Source organism: Nonomuraea sp. NPDC052129, assembly GCF_040680095.1.
In the GTDB taxonomy this organism is placed as follows: Bacteria; Actinomycetota; Actinomycetes; order Streptosporangiales; family Streptosporangiaceae; genus Nonomuraea.
Genome location: NZ_JBFAVX010000053.1, coordinates 1 through 22,702, shown reverse-complemented (window position 1 = coordinate 22,702; position 22,702 = coordinate 1). Strand labels below are relative to the sequence as shown.

The following is a 22,702-nucleotide window of genomic DNA, read 5'->3' as shown; positions in this document are numbered from 1 at the left end:
GCCTAAGCATGAGGGATGGCACCGGAGCGTGGCACGAGCTTCTGCGCGGTGTCGGAGCCCTCGAAGCGGGTCTTGGTGGTCTGGTAGGGGCCGACGTTGTCCCTCGTCACGAAGAGCAGGCCGGTGTTGGTCTCGGAGGGGAAGAGCAGCCCGCCGGACAGCTTGTAGAGGTACAGGTAGAGCACGGGCAGGAAGCCCTGGAGGTAGGGCTGCTGGTCGATGGTGTAGTCGAGGTCACCGTTCTTGATCGCCGTCAGGGTCTCGGGTACGAGGTCGAAGCCGCCGGCGACCTTGAGCCCCTTGCTCCGCATGCCGTACTTCTTGACCGTCTGCCCGATCGACTGGGTGGATCCGGCGTCGACGGCGAGCATCCCGGCCAGGTTCGCGTGGCCCTGGGCGTACGCGTCGATGATCGACAGGCCCTTGGTGATGTCGGCGTTCGTGCCGACCGGGGTGAACTTGACGGGTTTCCCGGAGTCCTTGATCGCCTGCTGGGCGCCGTCGATCCGCGGCTGGATGTTGAGCGCGCCGGGAGTGGCGATGAATCCGACGATCTCGCCGGAGTCCACCTGCTGGAGGGCCCGCTGGCCGAGGGCGTACCCAGACTCGTAGAGCCCCTGGCCGATGTAGGCCAGCCGCGCGCTGCCCTTGTCGTCGCGGGCACCGTCGGCGTTGTACGACACCACGGGGATCCCCGCGTCCAGCGCCTTGGCCACCGGCTCGCGGAAGGCGGCCTTGTCCACCACTGCCACCGCGAGCCCGTCGGCCTTGGCCGAGATGGCGGTATTGCAGGCGTTGACCATCTCGGCCACGATCGAGTCCTTCGAGCCGGTCCACTGGAAGTCGGTGCCGAGCAGCGCGCACGCGTCCTGCGCCCCGTACTGGGTGGGGGTGAAGAACGGGTTCGTGGTGACGTGGCAGACGAGCACGAACTTCCACTTCGGCGTGGCGGGGAAGTCTCCGGGAGCGCCTGAGCCACCGGAAGCGGCGGGTTTGCCCTGGCTGGAGGTGCACGCCGCCAGCAGCGCGGACGCCGCCGCCGAGGCGCTGACCAGACCGGCGCCGGAGAGCAGGCGCCGCCGGGCGACCGGGGTGAGGCCGAGGGTTTCGACTGCCTCTTCGACCTTGGGAGGGATCTTTTCCATGTGCTCGACCTCTAGTTCCTGACGGATGGGTCCAGGGGTGATCGCTTCCCCCGTCAGCACGCCCAATGAAGAAGCTAAGAGGTTTTCGGAGTGTGTCAATGGGCCATCCTTGACTGACCTGCCGGGAGTGTTGGTAAATCATTTATTTCCGACCGGTAAACTCCTCTTTGCAGGAGTTACGATCTACGTGACACGCGGGGCGGGTGTGTGAGACGAGCCTCGTGGGGACGTACTCATGTCATGCCTTGCCGACGCGCACCGACCTCTGGGAGACCCGATGACATCGCCCGCAGACGCGCTCCGGGGGAGCGGAGATCCGGAGATCGAGCGCCTGCTCGCACAGTTCAACGCCGACGTCGCGCAGGTGGAGCAGCTCAGAGACCGGATCACCGAGGTGCGCGGCCGGGGCGAGGCGGCGGACGGTCGGGTGGTCGCCGAGACCGCGCCGACCGGCGCGCTCGTGAGCCTCACGATCGATCCGCGCGCCATGCGGCTGGGCTCCGACGAGCTGGCCGCCGCGATCCTCGAAGCGGCCGAGGCGGCGGCACGCAACGCGGAGGAGGAGATGACCGACCTGGTCGATCCGTTCATCGCGGACACCGTGCTGGGGTCGACCCGTCGCCCCCGGGACAGCCGGTAGCCGGCTGATCTCCCATGGCCATCAGTCCCGCACGCGGTGCGATCTATGGCGTCGGCTCGGTCGGCATCGCCGCCTTCGTGTTCAAGATGCTCGCGGTCGACTACCCCGACGGCGATCCGGCGAAGGCTCGGCAGGCCGCCGCCGTCTGGGCGCGGCTCGCGGACCGGCTGGAGCAGAGCCAGAACCGGACCTACCCGTTCGCCGAGGCAGTGTGGAAACGGAACGGCGGCGAAGGGATCGAGGCCTACAAGAAGGCCGTGACCGCCGGGCTCTATCCGAACCCTCCCGCGCTGGGCTATGCCGACAAGCTCGCCCAGCGCTGCCGGCAGAACAGCACGGCATGCGAGGAGTACGCGGAGGCCATCGAGAAGGCACAGCACGCGTACTGGTCCCTCGCCCTGGCCAACCTCGCCAGTTTCATGTTCATCACCACCTTCCCCTGGCAGGCCGGGGCCGCCTACCAGATCACCCAAATCCTCATGCGGCGGGCCGAGGCGGGCCTGCTGGCGAAACTGCTCGAACACAACATCGCCCGGATCGTGCTGAGCAAGCTCACCGAATACAGCATCGGCAGCGCCTTCTTCGCGGTCGGAGACGTGGGCGTGGTGGCTGGGGTCAACGCGCTGCGCGGCGAGGACACGGGCTCGTGGAGCGACAACGGGAAGCAGATGCTGAAGGAGTTCACCGCGTCGGTCGCGTTCTACGGCGCGTTCGACGCCGCCATGCCGGCGGCCAGAGCGATGAGCAAGAACGCCGACGTGCAGTACTTCATCAGCCGGATGGTAGGCGGATCCACCTACGGCGCCACGTACGACGCCCTGAACGGGGAGAGCGGCGGGGACCTCGTCCCCACCTGGAAACAGACGCTCGGCAGGGTGCTGCTCTATTTCACGATGGCCCACAAACCAGCGGGATGACGCATGGCACCTGAACCTGACCCCAAGCCGCCGGAGCGGCCGGATACCGTCACCGTCACGCCCCCGGGCGGGGACTACGACTCGCTCTGGGAGATCGCCCAGCGGCTCTTCGAGGACCCCTCACTCTGGGAGAGCATCTACCAGGCGAACCGCGACGTCCTCGACAACCCCAACAACGTGCGGCCGGGCATGCGACTCCGCCTGCCGATGGAGATCTACCCGGGTCACATCAGGGCCGCCGCAGGGGGCTTCGACACCGAGAAACACGATCTCGGCGAATTCGTCAACGCCGCGGCGGCGGAGCTGAACGCCATCGGCAACTTCTGGGGCGACGACAAGCTGGGGACCACCTTCTTCAAGGGCGAAGGCGGCCGCATGGGCTACGAGGCCGTGTCAGGTCAGATCATCGAGGGCATCGACGCCCTCCAGGACGCCCATCACGAGATCCCGAAGCGGCTGCGGCTCGTGGCCGACCGGACCGAGGTCACCGACTGGGAGAACGTGACCACCGTACTCGCGGCGCTGCCCACGCCTGACCCCGATCGGCCGATCTGGGGCGAGCCACACCGTTAACGGCGGTCAGGGCAAGTGTTGGCGGCAGTCCGGACGAGTAGCTGTGGTCAGGACGAGCGCGACAGCACCGAGCGGACGGCCTCCGGGGTACGGCCGACGACGGCCGCCCCGTCCCCGGCGGTGATGATCGGGCGCTGGATGAGCATCGGGTGGCTGGCCAGCGCCTTGATCCAGCGGTTGCGGTTGGCCGCGTCGCGGGGCCAACCGGCGATGCCGAGATCGGTGGCCGTGGCCTCGCCGAACCGGGTGATGTCCCACGGTTCGAGGCGCAGCCTGGTGAGCACCTCGCGCAGTTCGAGCTCGTTGGGCGGGTCGTCGAGGTAGCGGCGGATGGTGTATTCGGCGTTCTCGGTGTCCAGGAGTTCGAGCGCGGAGGTGCACTTGGAGCAGTCGGGGTTGATCCAGATCTCCATGCTGACTTCCTTTGGGGATGCGAGGAGCGCGGAGCCATCCGGCAAGGCGTCCCATGGAGAAACAGGGGGCGCACTGGACGTGGCCAACCCCCTATTTCACTAGCAAGTGTTAGCCATACGGATTACCACGTCAATCTGCGACACCGCTTGTACGGCTTCCGCAACCCGGATACGCGCCGCGTCGAGCCGGGGTTCAGCCGCCTCGCCCACCACGGCATAGAGCACCTCGGTCACAGAGAGTGACAAAACGGGCGTCACTTAAGTAAAATCCCAAACCACCTCTTACGGCCGCAAATCCCCGGCCGAGCAGGGGCTCCCGACGCCTCAGGCCTCCCTCTGGTTTACCCCCATCACACATTGATGTCCGAAATTTCATGACAAAGGGTGCCTGGCACCGACAGAATGCGGAACGCCCACCCGCCGTCCATCCATACGGAGGACACCCATATGCGTAGACCCCTAGGGGTACTCGCGTGTGTCGTGAGCCTGGCCACCCTCGGTGCGCCGGTCGCGACGGCTCACGCCGCGACGGTGCCGCAACCCGCATGCCGCGTGACCGTGGCCAAGCCGCAGGTCACCGCCGCCGGAAAGATCCAGACATCCGCCACCAGGCGCGGCTGCGAGGGCAGCGCCCTCGTCCGCGTCCGCGTCATGCGAGCGGTGGCCGGTCCCGACCGGGTCGTCAAGAGCGCGTCAGGCAGGGGCATCAGCCCCCGGGTCACGGTCTCGATGCTGTGCGCTCCCGGTGTCTACTACGCGGTCGCCACCGACTACGCCGGCAACTCCGGCAAGTCGCGGCCGGTCCGGCTGTCGTCCTGCACGCCGACCACGCCGACTCCGACTCCCACCGACACGACCACGCCGACGCCATCACCGTCGCCGTCGCCGACGAGCACTCCCACTCCGACCGACACGACCAGTCCGCCGACTGACGTGGTGGGAACGGCCGACGAGAACGAGGTTCTGCGGCTGACCAACGCGGAGCGGGCGAAGGGCGGCTGCAAGCCGCTCAAGCACGACACGCAGCTGCACAAGGCCGCCTTCGGCCACTCCTCCGACATGGCGACCAAGAACTACTTCAGCCACACCTCGCAGGACGGCCGCAGCTTCATGGACCGCATCCGCGGGGCGGGCTTCACCGGCGGAACGGGCTGGGCCGAGAACATCGCCATGGGCCAGCCGACCCCGGCCTCGGTGGTCACCGGCTGGATGAACAGCGCGGGCCACAAGGCCAACATCATGAACTGCAAGTACAACCTCATAGGTGTCGGCGCGGCCAAGAACTCCAAGGGCCAGATCTACTGGACCCAGGACTTCGCCGCCAAGTAGCGGCCGCCCGAGCAGAACGATGCCCCGCGGCCGGCCGCCCGGCCGCGGGGCATCACCTTGTGTCAGTGCTCGCCGTGTCAGTGCTCGCCGGGCCACCCGGCTGGGCGCTCGTCAGGCCTGACGCCACTCCGCAACGCTGCCAGGCTCGTGCAGGTGCAGGTCGGGGGCCCCTTCCAGGGCCTTCTCCTCGCCACCGGGCGTGTACGTGACGATCAGCCGCAACGGCCGCCAGGTCGAGTTGAACGTCGAGTGGTAGGCACCCGCCGGGATGTGCACGGTGTCACCCTCCTTGATCGCGAACGGCTCACCGTCGTCGACCATCTGCGACGCCTCACCCGAGATGACGTAGATGATCTCCTCGGCCGTCGGGTGGTTGTGCCGGGCGTGTCCCTGCCCGGGATTGATGATGACCTCGCCCAGTGTGCTGCTCGCCCCCTCGATGGCCGACGGGGTGACGAACCACTTGATGGACCCCCAGTCGAAGGCCATCGTGGGCACGGAGTCCGGACTGACGTGCATGGCAGCTCCTCAGAAGTTCAGCGCTTTGAAGGCTCGTACCTGCTCGGTGATGGCCCGCTCCGTGGGCAGCCGCTCGACGGACGAGGCGCCGAAGAAGCCCACCACGCCCTCCGTGTGCGACAGGACATGGGCCGCGTCGGCGGGCTCGGCGATCGGGCCGCCGTGGCAGAGCACGAGGATGTCGGGCCGCACGGCCGCCGCCGCGTCGCGCATGGCCTGCACCCGGGTCACGGCCTCGTCCAGGGTCAGAGCGGTGCCCGCGCCGATGCTGCCCTTGGTGGTCAGCCCGACGTGCGGGACCAGCACGTCGGCGCCGGCCTCGGCCATGGCGCGGGCCTGGTCCTCGTCGAAGACGTATGGGGCCGTCACCAGGTCGCGCTCGTGGGCCAGCCGGACCATCTCCACCTCCAGGTCGTAGCCCATGCCGGTCTCCTCCAGGTTCTGCCGGAAGACGCCGTCGTACAGGCCCACGGTGGGGAAGTTCTGGACGCCCGCGAAGCCCATCGCGGCCAGCTGGTCGAGGAAGCGCGGCATGACCCGGAACGGATCGGTGCCGCAGACGCCCGCGAGCACCGGGGTGTCGGCGACGACGGGCAGCACCTCGGCGGCCATCTCGACGACGATCTGGTTCGCGTCGCCATAGGGCAGCAGCCCGGCCAGCGAGCCGCGCCCGGCCATCCGATAGCGGCCGGAGTTGTAGATGATGATCAGATCGACGCCGCCGGCCTCGGCGCACTTGGCCGACAGACCCGTGCCCGCGCCCGCGCCGATCACCGGCCGCCCCTCCGCGACGGTGCGGCGCAGCCTGGCCAGCACCTCCTGCCTGGTCACGAGGCATCCCCTCCGAGCTGCCTGGATCCCATTCCGAGCTGCCGGGTCATGCGGAATCCTCTCCCGAGATCAGGCGATGCAGCCGCTCGGCCATCGCCCGGCCGAATTCCGGATCGTTGATGTGCAGGTCGAACCGCTTGGTCGCGGGAAAGGCGGCCAGCGCCTCGAAGCAGGCCGCGTCGGCCTTGGGATCGTGGAAGTCCATGCCCGGCGCGTCCAGCGCGGACACGCCGCCCAGCGGGACGAACAGCTCCGTCGGGCCGCTCGCCGCGCCGAGCTTGGCGGCCACCCGGGCGCCCAGCTCGGCCATCTCCTCCGGCGTGGTGCGCATCAGCGTCACGGTCGGGTTGTGCACGTACAGCAGCCGGCCCGCGAACCGCTCGGGCACGGTGTCGCGCGGGCCGAAGTTGACCATGTCCAGCGCGCCGGGGGCGACCACCTGCGGCACGCCGTGCGCGCCCGCCGCCGTCAGCCGCTCGGGCCCGGCCGACAGCACCCCGCCGACCAGGTCGTCCGCCAGTTCGGTGGTGGTCAGATCCAGCACCCCGGCCAGCAGCCCGCTCGCCGCCAGTCCCTCCAGCGCCCGGCCGCCCGACCCGGTCGCGTGGAAGACCAGCACCTCGTAGCCGAGCTCGTCCAGCCGCTCGCGCGCCGCGTCCACGGCGGGCGTGGTCACGCCGAACATCGACGCGCCGATCAGCGGCCGTTCGTCGCTCTGCGTCGTACGCACCGCCCTGGCCAGCTGGTGTGCCTTGGCCATGCCCGCTGACGCGGCGGCCGCGTTTCCGAGAATCGCCCGGGAGACCCGGTTGACGCCGGCGATGTCGACCACGCTGTACATCAGCGTGACGTCCCTTGCTCCGACATAAGGCGACACGTCGCCCGACGCCATCGTGGACACGATCAGCTTGGGCAGGCCGATCGGCAGGTCGCGGACGGCCCGCGCGGCGATCGACGAGCCGCCGCTGCCGCCCACGGCCAGCACCGCGTCGACCCGGCCCTCGGCGTACAGCCCGGCCAGGATCGCCGCCGCGCCCTCGCCCATGGCGGTGACGGCGGCCCCGCGGTCGCCCCCCTCCTGGAGCGCCCGCAGGTCACCTCCGGCCGCCTCGGCCACCTCCGTGTTGGAGACGTCGGCGAGCAGCGGCACGCCGGACTCCTTCACTCCCGTGTCGACCACGAGCACGTCGCTGCCCAGCTCCACCAGCCGGTTGCGCAGCCATGCGTACTCCTCGCCCTTGGTGTCGAGCGTCCCGATCAGTACGACGGTCGGCATCTCACGCCACACCCCTCTGTTCGAAGACCTTCTTCGCCACATTGATCGCGTTGATCGCCCTTGGGAAGCCCGCGTACTGGACGCAATGAATGATCACCTCGACGATCTCCCCGGGCGTGAGGCCCACATTGAGCCCCGCGTTGATGTGCCCGGTGAGCTGAGGTTCGACGCCACCGATGTTGACCAGGGAGGCGATCGAGGCGATCTGCCGCTGCTTGAGGTCCAGGCCGGGGCGCGAGTAGATCTCGCCGAAGTTGAACTCCACGCCGTAGCGCCCGAGGTCGGCGCCGGGTCCCGACAGCGCGTCGAGCAGCCGGTCGGCCGCGCCCTCGCCGTACACCTCGTCGTACTTCGCTCTGCCGCTGTCCATCGACATCAGATCGAGTGACCTCCGTCCTGGGGCAGGATGACGCCGGTCAGGTAGGCGGCGGACGGCAGGCAGAAGTGCACGATGCTCTCCGCCAGGTCCTCCGGACTGCCAAGCGTCCTGGTGGGGATCTGGCCCAGCAGGGCCTCCCGCTGCTCGGGCGTGTCCCGGTCGCGGCCCGGCGTGTGCTGGGCGCCGGGGGCGATGCAGTTGACCGTGATGCCGTCAGTGGCGTACTCGATGGCCAGGGCCTTGGTCAGGCCGACCACGCCCGCCTTGGCGGCGGCGTAGCCGCTCGCGTGCCGGACCAGGCGCCCACCGCGCAGGGCCGCGATGGAGGCGATGTTCACGATCCGCCCGCCGCCGCGTGCCAGCATCGACGGTACGACCGCGCGGGTCACGTTGAAGACACTGGTCAGGTTGACGTCGACCATCCGCTGCCACTCGGCGGCGGTCATCTCGTGGAAGGGCCGCACCATGCCGCCGCCCGCGTTGTTGACCAGGATGTCGATCCCGTCCCAGGCCCGGATCACTTCGTTGATCGCGCCCTGAGTCGCGTCGAGGTCGGTGATGTCGGCCTTGAGTTCGAGTGCCTCCCGCCCGGTCTCGCGTACGGCCGCGCCGAACAGCTCCAGTCCCTCGGCCGCCACGTCCAGCCCGGCGACGTCGCAGCCCTCCCTGGCCAGCACCTGGGCGAACACCTTGCCCATGGCCCCGCCGGCGCCGGTGATCACGGCCTTCCTGCCTGCCAACCTCATAACGCAACCTTTCACTTGAGCGCTCCGGCGGTCATGCCCTGAATGAAGTGCCGCTGGAGGAGGAGATAGAGGGCGATGATGGGGATGCTCGCGAGCGTCACCCCGGCCGCGATCATCGACCGGTCCACGCTGTACTCACCGACGAAGAACATGATCCCGGTGGAGATCGGGCGCAGCCCCTCGTCCTGGCCGTACAGCAGCGGGATCAGGAACATGTTCCAGGTGAACATGAACTGCAGCACGACGAGCGTGATGATGCCGGGCCTGGCCAGTGGCAGGACGATGCGGGTGAAGACCCGCCACTCGGTGGCGCCGTCGATCCGGGCCGCGTTCGAGATCTCCTCGGGCAGCCCCCGGAAGAACGCGCGCATCAGGAACACCCCGAAGGCGAGGCCGAGCGCGACGCTCGGCACGATCACCCCCCAGTACGTCCCCAGGATGCCCAGATCCCTGACCAGGTAGTACTGCGGAATCATGATCGACTGAAACGGGATCATGATGCCGAGCAGGAAGGCGCCGAAGATGATCCGCTCGCCGGGCAGCCGGCGGGTGCCCAGGGCGTACCCGGCGAGGCAGGAGAAGAAGGTCACCAGCGGCACCACGAAGGCGGCGTACAGCACGGAGTTGCCGATGTAGGAGCCGAACCGGCCAGTCGTCCACGCCTCGGCGAGGTTCTCCCAGTGCAGCGCGGTCGGGATGCCGAACGGGTCCTGGTTGATCTCCGACGTGCTCTTCAGCGCCGAGAACCAGATCCACAGGAACGGCATCACGAACAGCAGTGCGAACAGCCCGAGTATCAGGTACCTGGCCGTCTTCACGGTGATCGTCATGCGCGCTCCCTGAGCCGGACCACCGCGACCGACACCAGCAGCGAGATCACGGTGAGCACCAGCGACAAGGTGGAGCCGTAGCCGACCTCGTTCTCCATGAACGCCTTCTGGTAGGTGTAGGTGGCGATGAGCTGGGTGGCGTTGTCCGGGCCGCCCTTGGTCATGATCCAGACGTGGTCGAACGCCTGGAAGCCGTGGACCAGCAGCAGCACGGTGACGAGCGTGATCGCGTTCGACAGCTGCGGGATCACCACGTGACGGAAGCGCTGCCAGCCGTTCGCGCCGTCCATCCGGGCCGCGTCGAGCAGGTCGGTGTCCACGTTGTGCAGCGCGGCGGTGAAGATCACGAAGGCCAGCCCGACGGTCGCCCAGACCGAGGCCACCATCACCGCGTACAGGGCGAAGGTCGGGTCGCCGAGCCAGCCTCTGGTCCACGATTCGAGGCCCACCGCCTCCAGCGCCCGGTTGAGGATGCCGAAGGCGGGGTTGTAGATCCAGCTCCAGACGATGCCGACGATGATCGCGGGCAGCACCTGCGGCATGAAGTAGATCGTGCGTAACGCCGTGAAGCCCCGTGGCCGGTTCCACACGAACATGGCCAGCAGCAGCGCCACGCCCATCGTCAGCGCGGTGCCCACGACGACCCAGACGAGGTTGTGCCCGAGCGAGCGCCAGAACAGGCCGTCTCCGAGCATCCGCTGGAAGTTGGCCAGGCCGACGAACCGCTTCTCGGGGCTGGCGCCGTCCCAGTCGGTGAGGCTCAGGTAGACCGACTGGGCCAGCGGCCACAGGATGAAACCCGCGTACAACAGCCCGGCCGGGACCAGGAAGAGGTAGCCGAGAGTCCGGCCGGACGGCGACGGGGTGACGCGGGCCCCGCGACGCGTAGCGGTAAGAGTGAGCGTCATGAGGTCACGCCCGCCTCCCACGCCTTCTGCAGCTCCTCCGCCTGCTTGGCCGGGGTCTTGTCCCCGGCGACCACGGCCTGGAAGCCGCTGGTCATCGCGTTGAGGAAGCCGGGCGCGGCCAGGCCGTGGTTGACGGCGTAACCGATGTTGGTCTTGGCGTCCCCGCCGCCGGTCTGGGCCGCCTGCATGGCGAGCTTCTGCAGCGGGCTGAGGTTCCAGCCCGCGGAGTCGAACGGCACCGGCGGGAAGATCTTGGCGCCCTCGACCCAGAGCCGTACCGCCTCCGGCTTGTAGAGCGAGTCGAGGAACTGGGCGGCCACGTCCGCGTTCTTGCTCTTGGCCGAGATGTAGTAGGCCGAGCCGATGCCGCCGGGATAGACGCGGGGTCCGCCGTTGACCGAGGGCATGGCCATGATGCCGATCTCCTGGCCCTGCATCTCCTTCTCGATCGTGCCGACCGCCCAGGTGCCGTTGAGGTTCATCAGCGCCTTGCCGGCCAGGAAGAGCGACTGGGCGTCGGGGCCGCCGAGCGAGTTGAGATCCTTGATGAAGCCGCCGGCCTTGACCAGGTCGACGAAGAAGAGCTTGATCGCCTCGACCAGCTGCGGGGTGTTCCAGCTGCCCTTGTTGTCGAAGATCAGGTCGCCCATCGGCTGGGCGCCCGCGAGGTTGTTGGCCATCATCGAGAAGGCCCACCAGCTCGGGTAGACGTCCGACTGGCCGTACGCGATGGGCGTGTAGCCCTTCTTGGCGGCGGCCGAGGCGAAGGTCAGTAAGTCCTCGAAGGTCTCGGGGACGGTCAGGCCCGCCTTGTCGATGAGGGTCTTGTTGTAGAACAGGACGGTGTTCTCCGACTCGTCGGGCAGGCCGTAGAGCTTGCCGCCGAGCGACGCCTCCCTGATCGCGAACGGCGTCAGCCGGTCCAGCCAGCCGTACTTCGCGGCGACGTCGTCGAGCGGCTTGATCAGGCCCGCCTCGGCCAGCACTCCGGCGTTGCCCGCGCCGACCTGGTAGTAGATGACGTCCGGGCCGGTGCCCGAGGCCAGCGCGGTCTTGCCGACCGTGGTGAGCTGGTCGCCGGTCTGCGAGGTACGGGTGATCGTCGCACCCTTGAACAGGTCGTAGACCTTCTTGACGGTCTCGTTCTGCGGGGAGGTGGTGAACTGGTCCCACACCTTCAGGCTCGCGCCGGCCGTACCTCCGCTCGCCGGTGCGGGGTCCGTCCGGCCCCAGCCGCAGGAGCTGAGCGTCACCGCCGCGGCGGCCAGGCCACCGGTGCGGAGGAAATCGCGGCGCGTGGGGGTGTTCAAGGCGTTGTCCTCTCATGTGCGGCCCAGGGGGCCGTGAAACGGTGCTGTCCGGAGGCCACCGAGCACACGACCGTCCCGTCACGCCGTTCGAGGACGGTGACGTGGGCGGTGGACTCGATCGCCTCGGGATCGCCGGTGGGGAGGTGCACCGTGGCGTCCGTCCCCGGGGGGATCAGCACGTCCACCGTGAGCACGCCGTCCGTCACCGACCATGCGGACTCGACTCGCCCCCGAGCGGTCTCCTGCACGGCGCGGGCCCGGGTGAGCTTGCCACCCGGCCGCGGGCGGATCACCAGACCGGCGTACGCGGATGAGTCCGCCGTCTGGCCGATCCCGGCGACTCCTCCGTAGAGCCAGTCGCCGATGGCGCCCAGGCTGTAGTGGTTGAAGGAGTTCATGGTGGCCGCCTGGAAGCCCCGGTCGGGGGTCCAGCCGTCCCATCGTTCCCAGATGGTCGTAGCACCGTGCCTGACGGAGAACAGCCAGCTGGGGAAGGTCTCCTGGTGGAGAAGTTCGTAGGCCAGGTCGGCGCGGCCGATCCTGGTGAGCACCGGGCACAGCAGCGCGACCCCGAGGAAGCCGGTGGTGAGATGGCCGTCGTGCGCGGCGATGTCACGCACCAGGTGCTCGGCGGCCACTTCGGCGGGCATGAGGCCGAACTCGATGGCGAGCAGGTAGCAGGTCTGGGTGTCGCCGTGGATGCGGCCGTCCGGTGCGACGAACTCCTGGTTGAAGGCTCTTCTGATCGCCGCGGCCAGCTGCTCGTACCGTTCGGCTTCCGGCCTGCCGAGGATCCGCGCCGCCTCGGCGACGAGCGTGGCCGACTGGGCGAAGTAGGCCGTGGCCAGCACGTCGCGCGGGGTGTCCACGCCGATCTGGAGCCAGTCGCCGTAGTTCCTCCCGGTACGGCGGCGCCAGATCAGGTCGGGATTGTGCCGTTCGATCTGGTCCACCCAGGCGGCCATCGCGGGCAGGCAGCGCTCCAGCACGCGGCGGTCGCCGTACAGGCGGTAGAGCGACCAGGGGACGATCACGCCCGCGTCGCCCCAGCCCGGCGCGCCCTCCCTGGTCAAGCAGACCAGCGGCGCCACGTCGGGGAAGGATCCCTCCGCGTCCTGCCCGGTCAGCACGTCCTCCATCCAGTCGGCGAAGAAGGCGGAGACGTCGGCGCCGCGGGCCGCCGTGGGGAGGAAGACCTGCGCGTCCGCCAGCCAACCGAGCCGCTCGTCGCGCTGGGGGCAGTCGGTGGGCACCGAGACGAAGTTGCCGCGCTGGCCCCAGCGGATGTTCTCGTGCAGCTTGTTGACCAGCGGGTCGTCACAGGAGAACTCGCCGGTCCACGGCAGTTCGCTCTGCAGCACCCGCCCGGTGACCTCGATCCGCCCGTCGAACCCGGTGATCTCGACGTAGCGGAAGCCGTGGACGGTGAAGGCGGGCTCGTACACCTCCACCGGGTCGCCGCCGCAGACATAGACGTCGGTGGCCTCGGCGCGGCGCAGGTTCGCCAGGTGCAGGGCACCGTCCTCCTCCAGGATCTCGGCGTGGCGGAGCTGGATCCGCCGCCCGCGCTCGGCGCCGTGGACGGTGAGCCGGACCCGGCCGACCATGTTCTGGCCCAGGTCGGCGATGGTCTCGCCACCGGGTCCGCGCAGGACGCGCATGGTCGGGAGGTCTTCGACCACGCGTACGGGGGCGCTGCGTGACCAGACCAGCTCCGAGGTGTCCGTGCCGGTGACGGCCACGGGCGTCCAGGCGGCGTCGTCGTAGCCCGGACCGTCCCAGCCGTCCAGCCTGGCGCGGGCGTCGTAGTACTCGCCCATCAGCAGGTCGGAGTGGCGCAGCGGGCCCGGCGACTCGCGCCAGTCCTCATCCGTGGCGATCACATGGCGGGATCCGTCGGCGAACTCCAGCACGAGCTGGGCGATGAGCGCGGGCGCGTCGCCGTACAACTTGCCCGCCTTGCGGGGGTCCATCCCGACGAAGCCGCTCCACCAGCCGTCGGCGAGCAACGCGCCCAGGACGTTCGGCCCTTTCTGCAGCCGCGCCGTGACGTCGTAGGACTGGTACCTGATCCGGTGCCGGTAGTCGGTCCAACCCGGTTCGAGCTCGGCGTCGGAGACGCGCGCGCCGTTCAGCGAGAACCGGTGCAGGCCGCGGGCGCTGGCGTGCAGCCGCGCCCGCACGGGGAGTTCCGCGAGGTCGAAGGCCCGGCGGAGGTGGGCGCACGCGGTCAGCTTGCGGGTGGTGAACGAGCGGTCGTCCTCGACCGGCGGCTCGAAGACCGGCTGCGCGCCGTCGTCCCTGGCGATCCAGGCCGCGCGCCAGCCACCCATGAGCCCCGTCTCGAACCACGAGTCCGTACGGCCCGCCACGGCTCCCCACGCGTCGCGCACCTCCACCGACCAGTCGTAACGGGTCGAGGGCCGGAGGGGCGCTCCCTCGTAGACGACCTGGTGCTCGCCGGCGCCTCCGGTGTCCCAGACGACCTGGTCTCCGGCACGCACGATCAGCCGGTAGGCGGTCTGTCGATCGCCGTGGTCGTCGGAGCGGAGCTTCCAGGACAGACGGGGCGCGGTCTCGTCCATGCCGAGTGGCTGTTCGAGGAACTCGCAGGTGAGGCCGTACGGAGACAGGCTGGGCATGGTCTTGACCACTTCCCTTCGCAGGCCCACAACCGATCTGAATCGTTTTAAGAGGGCCGGTGTGGCGCACGTTACATCGATGTTGCGCGATTGGTCAACCGGTTGACCAATGCCGCTTTTGAGACGTACCGTCCCATGTCATGGACTACGCGCTACTCGGCCCGACGGGCATCAGGGTGTCGCGGCTCTGCGTCGGCACGGCGACGTTCGGGGTGGCCCCCAGCGCCGCCGACGCCGCCGGACTCGTGCGCGGCGCGCTGGACCATGGGATCAACTTCTTCGACACCGCCAACGCCTACGGCAACCGCCCGCAGTTCGACCGCCCCGGTGTCCCACCCTGGACCGAGCGCGAGTCGGCCGAGGAGATACTCGGCCGGGCGCTGGCCGGCCGGCGGGACGAGGTCGTCCTGGCGACCAAGGCCCGCGAGAGCGTCGGACCCGGCGTCAACGACCGGGGCCTGTCGCGGCGGCACCTGATCCAGCAGCTCGAACGGAGCCTGCGCCGCCTCCGTACCGACCACGTGGACCTCTACTACGCCCACCACCCCGACCCCGACACGCCACTCGAACAGACGCTCGCCACGCTCGACGACCTGGTCCGGCAGGGCAAGGCGCGCCATGCGGCGCTGTCCACCTATCCCGCGTGGGAGACCGTCCAGGCCCTGTGGATCTGCTCGGCCCGCAACCTGCACGGCCCGGTCTGCGCCCAGGTGCGCTACAACCTGTTCGACCGCACGCCGGAGGCGGAGCTCGTCCCCGCCTGCCGGCGCCTCGGGCTGTCTTTGGTCGCGTTCAGCCCACTGAACGGCGGCCTGCTGGCCGGGACCGGCGGGCGGGAGTACAGCGGGGAGCGACGCTGGGGCGGGGGTGGCTTCTCACCCGAACACCTGGCGACGGCCGAGCGCCTGGATTCGCTGGGTGCCGAGTGGGGCCACCCGCCCGCCCACCTGGCCCTCGCCTGGCTGCTGTCCCGACCGGCGGTGGCCAGCGCGGTCATCGGCCCGGAGGACCTCGCCGAGCTCACGACCAGCGTGGCCGCCGCCGACCTACACCTGGAACCGGCCCAGCTGGACGCGCTGACCGCCGTCCCGTCGTACCCACGCACCGCCCAGAGCCTGCTCAGGCTGCGGAAGGGTGAGCGATGACCGTCTCCTTCCTGCTCGCCGGGCCGCATCTGGACCGGGTACGACTCGGCGGGCTGCTCCTGCTGCGCCGGGTGGGCGTACTGGTCAGGGACGGCCGGTGGATGACCGTGCCGGGGCGACTGCTGCGGACCGACCCCGGCACGACCGCGAACTCGTCATCACTCTCCCTCTCGCTGGATGTGCGGCACGGCGCGGACTTCAGCTGGCGCGGGACGGCGACCGTCACGGAGGACTCACTCACGTTCGAGTTCGACGGTCGGGCGGAGCGCGACTTCGAGCGAACCAGAATCGGCCTCTGCCTCATCCACCCGCCGCATCTGGCGGGCACCCCGGTCGAGGTCAACGGGCAGGCCGCCGGGGAGTTCCCGCAGCGGATCAGCCCGCATCAGATCTTCACCGGCATCAGGACCATGCGCTACCGGGACGGTGGGGCGCTGGTCACGATCGAGCTGGACGGCGAGACCTTCGAGACCGAGGACCACCGGAACTGGAGCGACACCGGCTACAAGACCTATGGGACGCCGCTCGGCCTGGGCCGGCCGGTGACGGTACGCCGCGGCGACCACGTCCACCAGCGCCTCCACCTCACAGTCACCGACCACCCACTGTCCCTGCCACGCCCGCGCCGACGCCGGATCCGCCAGCGAAGCGGAGGGACGCTCCCGTCGGTGGGGCTGTACCTGAGGCGGCCCCCGGTGGACGGGCGAAAGCTTGCCGGGCCCTCGTTCCTGCACGGGACCGTGGATCTGGACGAGCCAAGGTGGCGCGAGGTGGCCGACCGGTTCTCCGCCGCCGCCAGGGCAGCCGGGGCGACGCTCACGCTGAGCGCCGTCTGCTCGTCCCCCGACCAGGTGGCCGCACTGCGTGACGTCCCGGGCCTCGACACACTCCTGGTGTTCGACCGTACACACGGCACACCCCGAGAACTCGCCGAGGCCACCCGCGGGGCCTGCTCCGGTACGCCGGTGCGGATCGGCGGCGGCAGCCGAACCCACTTCGCCGAGCTGAACCGGGCCGTGTCTCTACCGTCCGACCTGCTCGACCTGGTCTGCTTCCCCATCGCGGCCCAGACCCACCACGACGACGAGGCAAGCGCGCGGGAAACGCTGGCGGTCCACCCATTGCTCGTCGCGCAGGCCGCCGAACACGGCCTGCCCGTGCTCGTGGGCCCGGTCGGCCTGCTCCCCACCTTCGGCTTCGCCGCCCCGCGCGGCGCACACGATCCCGCGCCGTCCGCCCTCTTCCGTACGACCTGGCTGACCGCCGCCCTGATCACCCTCGCCAACGCCGGAGCAGCCGCGATCTCCGTCGACGCCTGCGATACCGCCGGGACCCCCACCGCCCCCGCCGCCGAGAGCTACGCGGACGACCAGAACACCGGCACTGACGCCATGCCGTCCGGGCTGCGGCATGTGCTCACCGCCCTGCGTCCCTTCGTAGGAGGGCAGCTCGTCGACCCCGGGCTCCCGGCGGGTCTGGTCGGCTTGGCCGTCCACCATGGCGGACGACGGCTCATCCTGGCAGCGGCGCTGGACGCCGACGGCGGCGGCTGCGGCTGCGGCGACCACGGTGGCGGTGGCGGTCACGCCGAGCCGGTCTTCATCGACACTCGCGGCCACGCCGTCACCACGATCACCGGTGGTGGCGACGCGGGCGGCATGGTCGTACAGGAGCATCCGCCCGGCACCGAGACGACGGCCCTCACCGCGCCGGCCGTCGCGATCCTCATCTCACCCCGCAAGCCTCACACCCGCAGGACCCCGCCCTCAGAAGGAGACCATTGATGCCCTTCAGGATCGGCCTGACCCGAGACTTCCTGACCGACGACGGGCGGATCGGCTGGGGTGACATCGGCCTGTCCGCGCTCGACGCGGCCGACGGTGTCGAATGGGACTTCATCGAGGCCGTGGACGGTGACATCCCGCCCGAGGCGGTGCGGGGTTATGACGCCCTGATCGTCCTGACCCCAAGAGTCACCGCCGACACGCTCAAGGGTGCCGACCGGCTGGTCCTGGTCGCCCGGTTCGGTGTCGGCTACGACAACGTGGACGTCGAGGCGTGTACCCGGCACGGCGTGCTGGTCACCATCACGCCCGACGGCGTGCGCGGGCCGGTGGCGGTGTCGGCGCTGACGATGCTGCTCGCCGCCGCCCACCGGCTCGGCGAGAAGGACCGGCTGGTACGCGCGGGACGGTGGCACGACAAGCTGGACTACATGGGGACCGGCGTCACCGGCAGGACGCTCGGCCTGGTCGGCTGGGGCAACATCGGCCGCGAGCTGTCGCGGCTGTGCGCGCCGCTGGGTATGCGGCAGCTCGCCGCCGACCCGTACGCCGATCCCGAGCGGGCGGCGGCGGCCGGTGTCACGCTCGTCGAGCTGGACACGCTGCTGGCCGAGGCCGACTTCGTGGTGATCACGTGCGCGCTCACCCCGGAGACCCACCACCTCATCGACGCCGGGCGGCTGGCCGGGATGAAACCGACCACGTATCTGGTCAACGTCGCCAGAGGTCCGATCGTAGACCAGGCCGCGCTCACTGAGGCGCTCATCCAGGGGCGCATCGCGGGGGCGGCGCTGGACGTGTTCGAGGTCGAGCCGCCCGATCCGGCCGACCCGCTGCTGGCGCTGGACAACGTGCTGCTCAGCCCGCACGCCGTCGCCTGGACCGACGAGCTCGCGCTGGGCAACGGGCGCGGCGCCATCCAGGCCGCCCTCGATGTCGCCGCCGGACGCGCGCCGGCGTACCCGGTCAACCCGGCGGCACTCGACCACCCACGTCTCTCCTCAAAGGCCCTCCGATGACCGACCCGTCTCGCCGTGAAGGCCCTCCCGTGACCGATCCCATACCCCGCCTCTCCAGACTCTCGAGAAAGGTCCTCCGTTGACCGGTCCCATCAAGCAGGCGCTCCACAGCGGTGAGCTCGTACTCGGCACCTTCGTCTTCGAGTTCGCGACCACGGGCATCGGCCGGCTCGTGGCGGGCGCCGGAGCGCAGTTCGTCATCTATGACGCCGAGCACACCGGCTGGGGGTGGGAGACCCTCGGCAGGGTCGTGGCCACCACCCGGCCGACCGGCGTCGAGCCGTACATCCGCGTCCCCACCGCCGAGCGCACCCAGATCTCCCGCGCGCTGGACGCCGGCGCGCGCGGGATCATGATCCCGATGGTGGACTCGGCCGACCAGGCGCGGGACGTGGTGCGCTGGGCGAAGTACCCGCCCGACGGGGTACGGGGGGCGGCCTTCGGGGTCGCGCACGACGACTACGTCGTCACCGACAACGTGGCCTACATGCGTGACACCAACGCCCGGACCATGGTGATCACCCAGATCGAGACGGTCGCCGGTCTGGAGTCCGTGGAGGAGATCGCCGCGGTGGACGGGGTGGACGTGCTCTGGGTCGGGCATTTCGACCTGACCAACAGCATGGGCATTCCCGGACAATTCGACCATCCCGACTACCTGGCGGCGCTCGACCGGGTGGCCAAGGCGGCGCGGGCCGCCGGCAAGTTCGCCGGGTTCATGGCCGGGAGCAAGGAGGAAGCCGCCATGCTCATCGCGCGCGGGTTCAAGATCCTCGCGTACGGCGGCGACCTGTGGATCTACCAGGCGGCGCTGCGGACCGGGTTGCGCGAGGTCAGGGAACTTGGCTGACTTCGACCACGTCGACCACGTCGGGATCGCCGTCCACGACGCCGACCAGGCCCTGCCCTTCTATGTGGAGCGGCTGGGCATGACGGTGATCGGCGACGAGCGGGCGGAGGATCCCGGGGTGCGGCTCACCTACCTCGACGCGGGCAACGTCATGCTCCAGCTCGTACAGCCGTTCAGGGACGGGCCCGTCGCCCGCTTCCTGCGGGAACGCGGTGAGGGGCTGCACCACGTGTGCTTCAGCGTCGCCGACATCGAGACGACGCTCGCGGGCCTGCCGGGGCAGGAGAGCGCCCAGATCTTCATGGGCGGCCGGGGCCGGCGAGCCTGTTTCCTGCTGGGGGAGCCGAACGGCGTCCGCGTGGAGCTGACCGAGCGGGATCCGGTGCGATGAGCCGGATCATCGTCCTGGACGACGATCCCACCGGCACCCAGGCCGCGGCCGACGTGCCGGTGCTGCTCGACCCGGAAGCCGAGCTCCCCGCCGACCCGTCGTACTACGTCCTCACCAACACCCGCGCCATGGAGGAGGGCCGGGCCGTGAGCCTGGTACGCCGGCTGCGCGACAGATGCGGTGACGACGCCGAATACGTCCTGCGCGGGGACTCCACCCTGCGCGGGCACGTGTTCGCCGAGGCCGACGCGCTCGGGGCGGCCGACGGGGTGCTGGTGTTCGTCCCGGCCTATCCCGCCATCGGGCGGGCGACGCTCGGCGGGGTTCACCGGGTCATGGTGAACGGCCGCTGGATGGTGGCCGCCGACACCGAGTTCGCCGCCGACCCGGTCTTCGGCTACTCGGCCAGGACGATGACGGAGTGGGTCAGGGAGACCGGCGGGCGCGCGGCGACGACGGTCCCTCTGGAGACGGTACGGCGCGGCGGTCTGGATCCGGTGCTGCGCCGGGCCGTACCGGGTGCGGTCGTCGTCCCCGACGTGGAGACGGACGCCGACCTGGCGGCCATCTCCGCCTCGATCGACGCCGCCCGATCCGCGAACGTCCCCGTGGTGCTGCGCTGCGCCGCGCCCCTGGCCGCCATGCGCGCGGGACGCCTGGCGTACGGGCTGCTCGACCGGCCGCTACACCGCCGTCCCGGCGGCACGCTGGTCGTCTGCGGGTCCCACACCGAGGCCGCCGGCGCGCAACTTGCCGCGCTCGCCGCAGAGCTTCGTGTTCCCGTACGTACGGCGTCCACCGAGGCCGCCCTTTCCGAACCGGAGGCAGAGGGCCGCCGGGTCGCCGGACTCGCCCGCTTCGACCTCGCCGAACGGGGTGTCGCCCTCGTCGCCAGTGAGCGGGCCAGGCACTCCCGGCACAGTACGCTCGGGCACGGCGCCAAGGTCATGGCCGCTCTATGCGCTACGGTGACCTCGCTCCGTCCGCACCTCACTGCGGTGATCGCCAAGGGTGGCATCACCTCGGCGCAGGTCGCGCGCGACGGGCTGGGGGCGGATCGCGCGCGGGTGCTGGGACCGCTGCGGCCCGGCGTGGCCGTTTGGGAGATAGGCGTACCCGGCGGGGCTACGCTCTCCTACGCCGTCGTGCCCGGGAACGTGGGCGACGAGCGAACCCTGGTGGACGTGGCGGACGCCTTCGGGCTGCTGGGACCTTCGGGTCGACGAGCCTTCGGGCCGATAAAGCCCTCGGGCTGATGAGGCCTCTAGCTGATGAGGAAAGGAAGACCGTGGCGGAGTCCGAAGGCAAGGCCAGGCGCGCGGGGAGAGCGGAGACGGCGTCCATCTCCCTCGCCGCGCCCCAGCGCGAGAGCACAGTGGTCGACATCGCCAGGCAGTTGCTGTCTCAGCTGCTCTCGGGCCACCTCGCGCCGGGCACCCGGCTGCCGTCCGAGCGCCAGCTCTCCGAAACGCTCGGCGTCGGACGCTCCACGGTCAGGGAGGCGCTGAAGGCCCTGGACGTGCTCGGCATCATCGAGGTACGACAGGGAGACGGCACCTATCTCAGGCAGAGCACGTCCAGCCTGCTGCCCAGCGCCATCGAATGGGGTCTCATGCTGGGCCAGCCTCAGGTCCTCGACCTCATCGAGGCCCGCAAGCACATCGAGGTGGTGATCGCCGAGCTGGCCGCCGAACGCGCCGACGCCGCGGCCGTCGAGGAACTGCGCGCCCACCTGGCCGACATGCGCGCCGCCCAGGACAGCACGGCCTTCGTGGAAGCGGACGTCGCCTTCCACCTCACGCTGGCGCACGCGGCGGGCAACTCGGTCCTCGACGACATTCTCGGCAGCATCCGCTCGCTCCTGCGGGTCTGGATCCGGCGGGCGATCCACGAGGCGGGAGAGACCCAGACCACCATCGCCGAACACGCGGCCGTGCTGGCCGCGATCGAACAGCGCTCGCCGTCGGCGGCCGTCACAGCCATGCGCGGCCACATGGACGCCGCCAGCGGCCGCCTGCACCGCTCCTTGCAGGACGACGAAACCTGACGCCTCCAGGCGGGACGACGAGACCTGACGTCGCCCGGCAGGACGACGAGTCTCCCCTGCAAGGACGACGAAGCCTGACGTCCGGCCAAGAGCGAATGATCTCGGCCGGCGCGAGAGGCGACATAGCGGACAACCATGCGGTACCTTGATCGACGTCGGTTGAAACGACGGCTGATATGCCGGTTGAGCAGGAAGGGAGCGAGGAGCGTATGACCGCCCGTTGGGTGGCCGCTGTTGTGCGCGGCATCTCCTCCTCTGTCCTTCCGGGCTGCCCGGGAGCCGGTCACTGCCGCTGAGCTCGGCCGTTCTCCGCGGGAGCCCTCTCTTCCGATGAAGGGTTCCGTTGAACACCACACCGCTCGACATCACGCCGTTCAACATCACTACGCGGGCGGAAACGCCCGAAGACGCCGCTGCCATCCGCGCGGTGAACCTGTCGGCCTTCCCCACCCCGCTGGAAGCCGACCTCATCGAGGCACTGCGCCTCGACCCGGCCTGGATTCCGGGCCTGTCCTGGGTGGGGGTCGCCCCTGACGGGGAGATCGTCGCCTTCGCCCTCCTCACCCGCTGCCACGTCGGGCAGGCGCCCGCGCTGGCCCTCGGGCCGGTGGCCGTGTCGCAGGCCGTACAGAAGCAGGGGGCGGGCGCGGCAGTGACCCGCGCGGCGCTCCAAGCGGCCCGCGAACTGGGCGAGAGTGCCGTGGTCGTGCTCGGGCATCCCGAGTACTACCCGCGCTTCGGGTTCACGATCGCCTCCGGGCACGGCATCGGCGTGTCCTTCGACGTGCCCGATGAGGCGTTGATGGCCATGTCGCTGGACGGGAGCCCGCTGCCGGCGGGCACGATCCGGTACGCGCCGCCGTTCGGCGTGTGATCCCGCGCTGAGCCAGCGCTGAAAAAGCCCGCGCCGCCGTACCAGCTCAGCTCCTTGGCGGCCCCGGCCGCCCCCGGGGGCGGCTCCGCCCCCGCGGAGCCCGGCACGCCCGCCCGCCGGCCCTGCGGCCGGCA

23 protein-coding genes are annotated in these 22,702 nt (G+C 70.0%); 12 read left to right on the top strand and 11 right to left on the bottom strand.

The window, feature by feature from the left end; genetic code table 11:
* Positions 1 to 2 precede the first annotated feature (2 nt).
* Positions 3 to 1,145: a sugar ABC transporter substrate-binding protein gene (locus AB0L53_RS56070; RefSeq protein WP_364014256.1), complete on the bottom strand. Its 1,143-nt coding sequence runs from the start codon at positions 1,143 to 1,145 to the stop codon at positions 3 to 5.
* 277 nt (positions 1,146 to 1,422) lie between these two features.
* Between AB0L53_RS56070 and AB0L53_RS56065 the strand changes: the two genes are divergently transcribed.
* Genes AB0L53_RS56065 through AB0L53_RS56055 form a run of 3 tightly spaced genes read left to right on the top strand, consistent with a single transcriptional unit; the run spans position 1,423 to position 3,275 of the window.
* Positions 1,423 to 1,785: a YbaB/EbfC family nucleoid-associated protein gene (locus AB0L53_RS56065; protein ID WP_364014253.1), complete on the top strand. Its 363-nt coding sequence runs from the start codon at positions 1,423 to 1,425 to the stop codon at positions 1,783 to 1,785.
* Positions 1,786 to 1,799: 14 nt separating this feature from the next.
* Positions 1,800 to 2,702, top strand: coding sequence for a hypothetical protein (locus AB0L53_RS56060; protein ID WP_364014250.1), 903 nt, complete (start codon positions 1,800 to 1,802; stop codon positions 2,700 to 2,702).
* Between the two features lie 3 nt (positions 2,703 to 2,705).
* Positions 2,706 to 3,275 carry a LysM peptidoglycan-binding domain-containing protein gene (locus AB0L53_RS56055; protein ID WP_364014247.1) on the top strand — a complete coding sequence of 190 codons (570 nt, stop codon included), beginning with the start codon at positions 2,706 to 2,708 and terminating at the stop codon, positions 3,273 to 3,275.
* Between the two features lie 47 nt (positions 3,276 to 3,322).
* Here the strand turns inward: AB0L53_RS56055 and AB0L53_RS56050 are convergent, their stop codons facing one another.
* A complete protein-coding gene (locus tag AB0L53_RS56050) occupies positions 3,323 to 3,688 on the bottom strand; it encodes an ArsC/Spx/MgsR family protein (protein WP_358439534.1) in 366 nt (121 codons plus the stop codon).
* A gap of 447 nt (positions 3,689 to 4,135) precedes the next feature.
* On the opposite strand from AB0L53_RS56050, the gene AB0L53_RS56045 reads away from it, so the two are divergent.
* Positions 4,136 to 5,017 (top strand): CAP domain-containing protein, encoded by an 882-nt coding sequence (locus AB0L53_RS56045; protein WP_364014243.1) that lies wholly within the window; start codon positions 4,136 to 4,138, stop codon positions 5,015 to 5,017.
* A gap of 111 nt (positions 5,018 to 5,128) precedes the next feature.
* Here the strand turns inward: AB0L53_RS56045 and AB0L53_RS56040 are convergent, their stop codons facing one another.
* From AB0L53_RS56040 to AB0L53_RS56000, 9 genes are read right to left on the bottom strand one after another with little or no spacing between them, the layout of a single operon-like run.
* A complete protein-coding gene (locus AB0L53_RS56040) occupies positions 5,129 to 5,536 on the bottom strand; it encodes a cupin domain-containing protein (RefSeq protein WP_364014241.1) in 408 nt (135 codons plus the stop codon).
* A gap of 9 nt (positions 5,537 to 5,545) precedes the next feature.
* A complete protein-coding gene (locus tag AB0L53_RS56035; RefSeq protein ID WP_364014238.1) occupies positions 5,546 to 6,367 on the bottom strand; it encodes a phosphoenolpyruvate hydrolase family protein in 822 nt (273 codons plus the stop codon).
* Positions 6,368 to 6,413: 46 nt separating this feature from the next.
* Entirely contained in the window at positions 6,414 to 7,643 is a 1,230-nt protein-coding gene (locus AB0L53_RS56030; RefSeq protein WP_364014235.1) for a Tm-1-like ATP-binding domain-containing protein, read from the bottom strand.
* A 1-nt stretch (position 7,644) separates the two neighbouring features.
* Positions 7,645 to 8,019, bottom strand: a complete 375-nt coding sequence (locus AB0L53_RS56025) for a carboxymuconolactone decarboxylase family protein (protein ID WP_357939177.1) — start codon at positions 8,017 to 8,019, stop codon at positions 7,645 to 7,647.
* Positions 8,019 to 8,768 (bottom strand): SDR family NAD(P)-dependent oxidoreductase, encoded by a 750-nt coding sequence (locus tag AB0L53_RS56020; RefSeq protein WP_364014232.1) that lies wholly within the window; start codon positions 8,766 to 8,768, stop codon positions 8,019 to 8,021. Before AB0L53_RS56020 ends, AB0L53_RS56025 begins: the two co-directional genes overlap by 1 nt.
* An 11-nt stretch (positions 8,769 to 8,779) precedes the next feature.
* A complete protein-coding gene (locus tag AB0L53_RS56015) occupies positions 8,780 to 9,598 on the bottom strand; it encodes a carbohydrate ABC transporter permease (protein ID WP_357939173.1) in 819 nt (272 codons plus the stop codon).
* Complete coding sequence (locus AB0L53_RS56010) at positions 9,595 to 10,506, bottom strand: sugar ABC transporter permease (RefSeq protein ID WP_364014229.1); 912 nt, start codon at positions 10,504 to 10,506, stop codon at positions 9,595 to 9,597. Before AB0L53_RS56010 ends, AB0L53_RS56015 begins: the two co-directional genes overlap by 4 nt.
* Complete coding sequence (locus tag AB0L53_RS56005; RefSeq protein WP_364014226.1) at positions 10,503 to 11,816, bottom strand: extracellular solute-binding protein; 1,314 nt, start codon at positions 11,814 to 11,816, stop codon at positions 10,503 to 10,505. Before AB0L53_RS56005 ends, AB0L53_RS56010 begins: the two co-directional genes overlap by 4 nt.
* Positions 11,813 to 14,458 carry a family 78 glycoside hydrolase catalytic domain gene (locus AB0L53_RS56000; RefSeq protein ID WP_364014223.1) on the bottom strand — a complete coding sequence of 882 codons (2,646 nt, stop codon included), beginning with the start codon at positions 14,456 to 14,458 and terminating at the stop codon, positions 11,813 to 11,815. Before AB0L53_RS56000 ends, AB0L53_RS56005 begins: the two co-directional genes overlap by 4 nt.
* Positions 14,459 to 14,598: 140 nt before the next feature.
* On the opposite strand from AB0L53_RS56000, the gene AB0L53_RS55995 reads away from it, so the two are divergent.
* The 8 genes from AB0L53_RS55995 (at position 14,599) to AB0L53_RS55960 (ending at position 22,568) form a co-directional block, all read left to right on the top strand.
* Positions 14,599 to 15,603, top strand: coding sequence for an aldo/keto reductase (locus AB0L53_RS55995; RefSeq protein ID WP_364014220.1), 1,005 nt, complete (start codon positions 14,599 to 14,601; stop codon positions 15,601 to 15,603).
* Complete coding sequence (locus AB0L53_RS55990; protein WP_364014217.1) at positions 15,600 to 17,387, top strand: hypothetical protein; 1,788 nt, start codon at positions 15,600 to 15,602, stop codon at positions 17,385 to 17,387. Before AB0L53_RS55995 ends, AB0L53_RS55990 begins: the two co-directional genes overlap by 4 nt.
* Positions 17,387 to 18,406 carry a hydroxyacid dehydrogenase gene (locus tag AB0L53_RS55985; RefSeq protein WP_364014214.1) on the top strand — a complete coding sequence of 340 codons (1,020 nt, stop codon included), beginning with the start codon at positions 17,387 to 17,389 and terminating at the stop codon, positions 18,404 to 18,406. The genes AB0L53_RS55990 and AB0L53_RS55985 overlap by 1 nt, the downstream gene beginning before the upstream one ends.
* 79 nt (positions 18,407 to 18,485) lie before the next feature.
* Positions 18,486 to 19,256 (top strand): aldolase/citrate lyase family protein, encoded by a 771-nt coding sequence (locus AB0L53_RS55980; RefSeq protein ID WP_364014211.1) that lies wholly within the window; start codon positions 18,486 to 18,488, stop codon positions 19,254 to 19,256.
* Entirely contained in the window at positions 19,249 to 19,647 is a 399-nt protein-coding gene (locus AB0L53_RS55975; RefSeq protein ID WP_357939157.1) for a VOC family protein, read from the top strand. Before AB0L53_RS55980 ends, AB0L53_RS55975 begins: the two co-directional genes overlap by 8 nt.
* Positions 19,644 to 20,903: a four-carbon acid sugar kinase family protein gene (locus AB0L53_RS55970; RefSeq protein WP_364014207.1), complete on the top strand. Its 1,260-nt coding sequence runs from the start codon at positions 19,644 to 19,646 to the stop codon at positions 20,901 to 20,903. The genes AB0L53_RS55975 and AB0L53_RS55970 overlap by 4 nt, the downstream gene beginning before the upstream one ends.
* Positions 20,904 to 20,935: 32 nt before the next feature.
* Positions 20,936 to 21,694 (top strand): FadR/GntR family transcriptional regulator, encoded by a 759-nt coding sequence (locus AB0L53_RS55965; RefSeq protein WP_364014204.1) that lies wholly within the window; start codon positions 20,936 to 20,938, stop codon positions 21,692 to 21,694.
* A gap of 343 nt (positions 21,695 to 22,037) precedes the next feature.
* Positions 22,038 to 22,568 (top strand): N-acetyltransferase, encoded by a 531-nt coding sequence (locus AB0L53_RS55960; protein ID WP_364014201.1) that lies wholly within the window; start codon positions 22,038 to 22,040, stop codon positions 22,566 to 22,568.
* Positions 22,569 to 22,702: the final 134 nt, after the last annotated feature.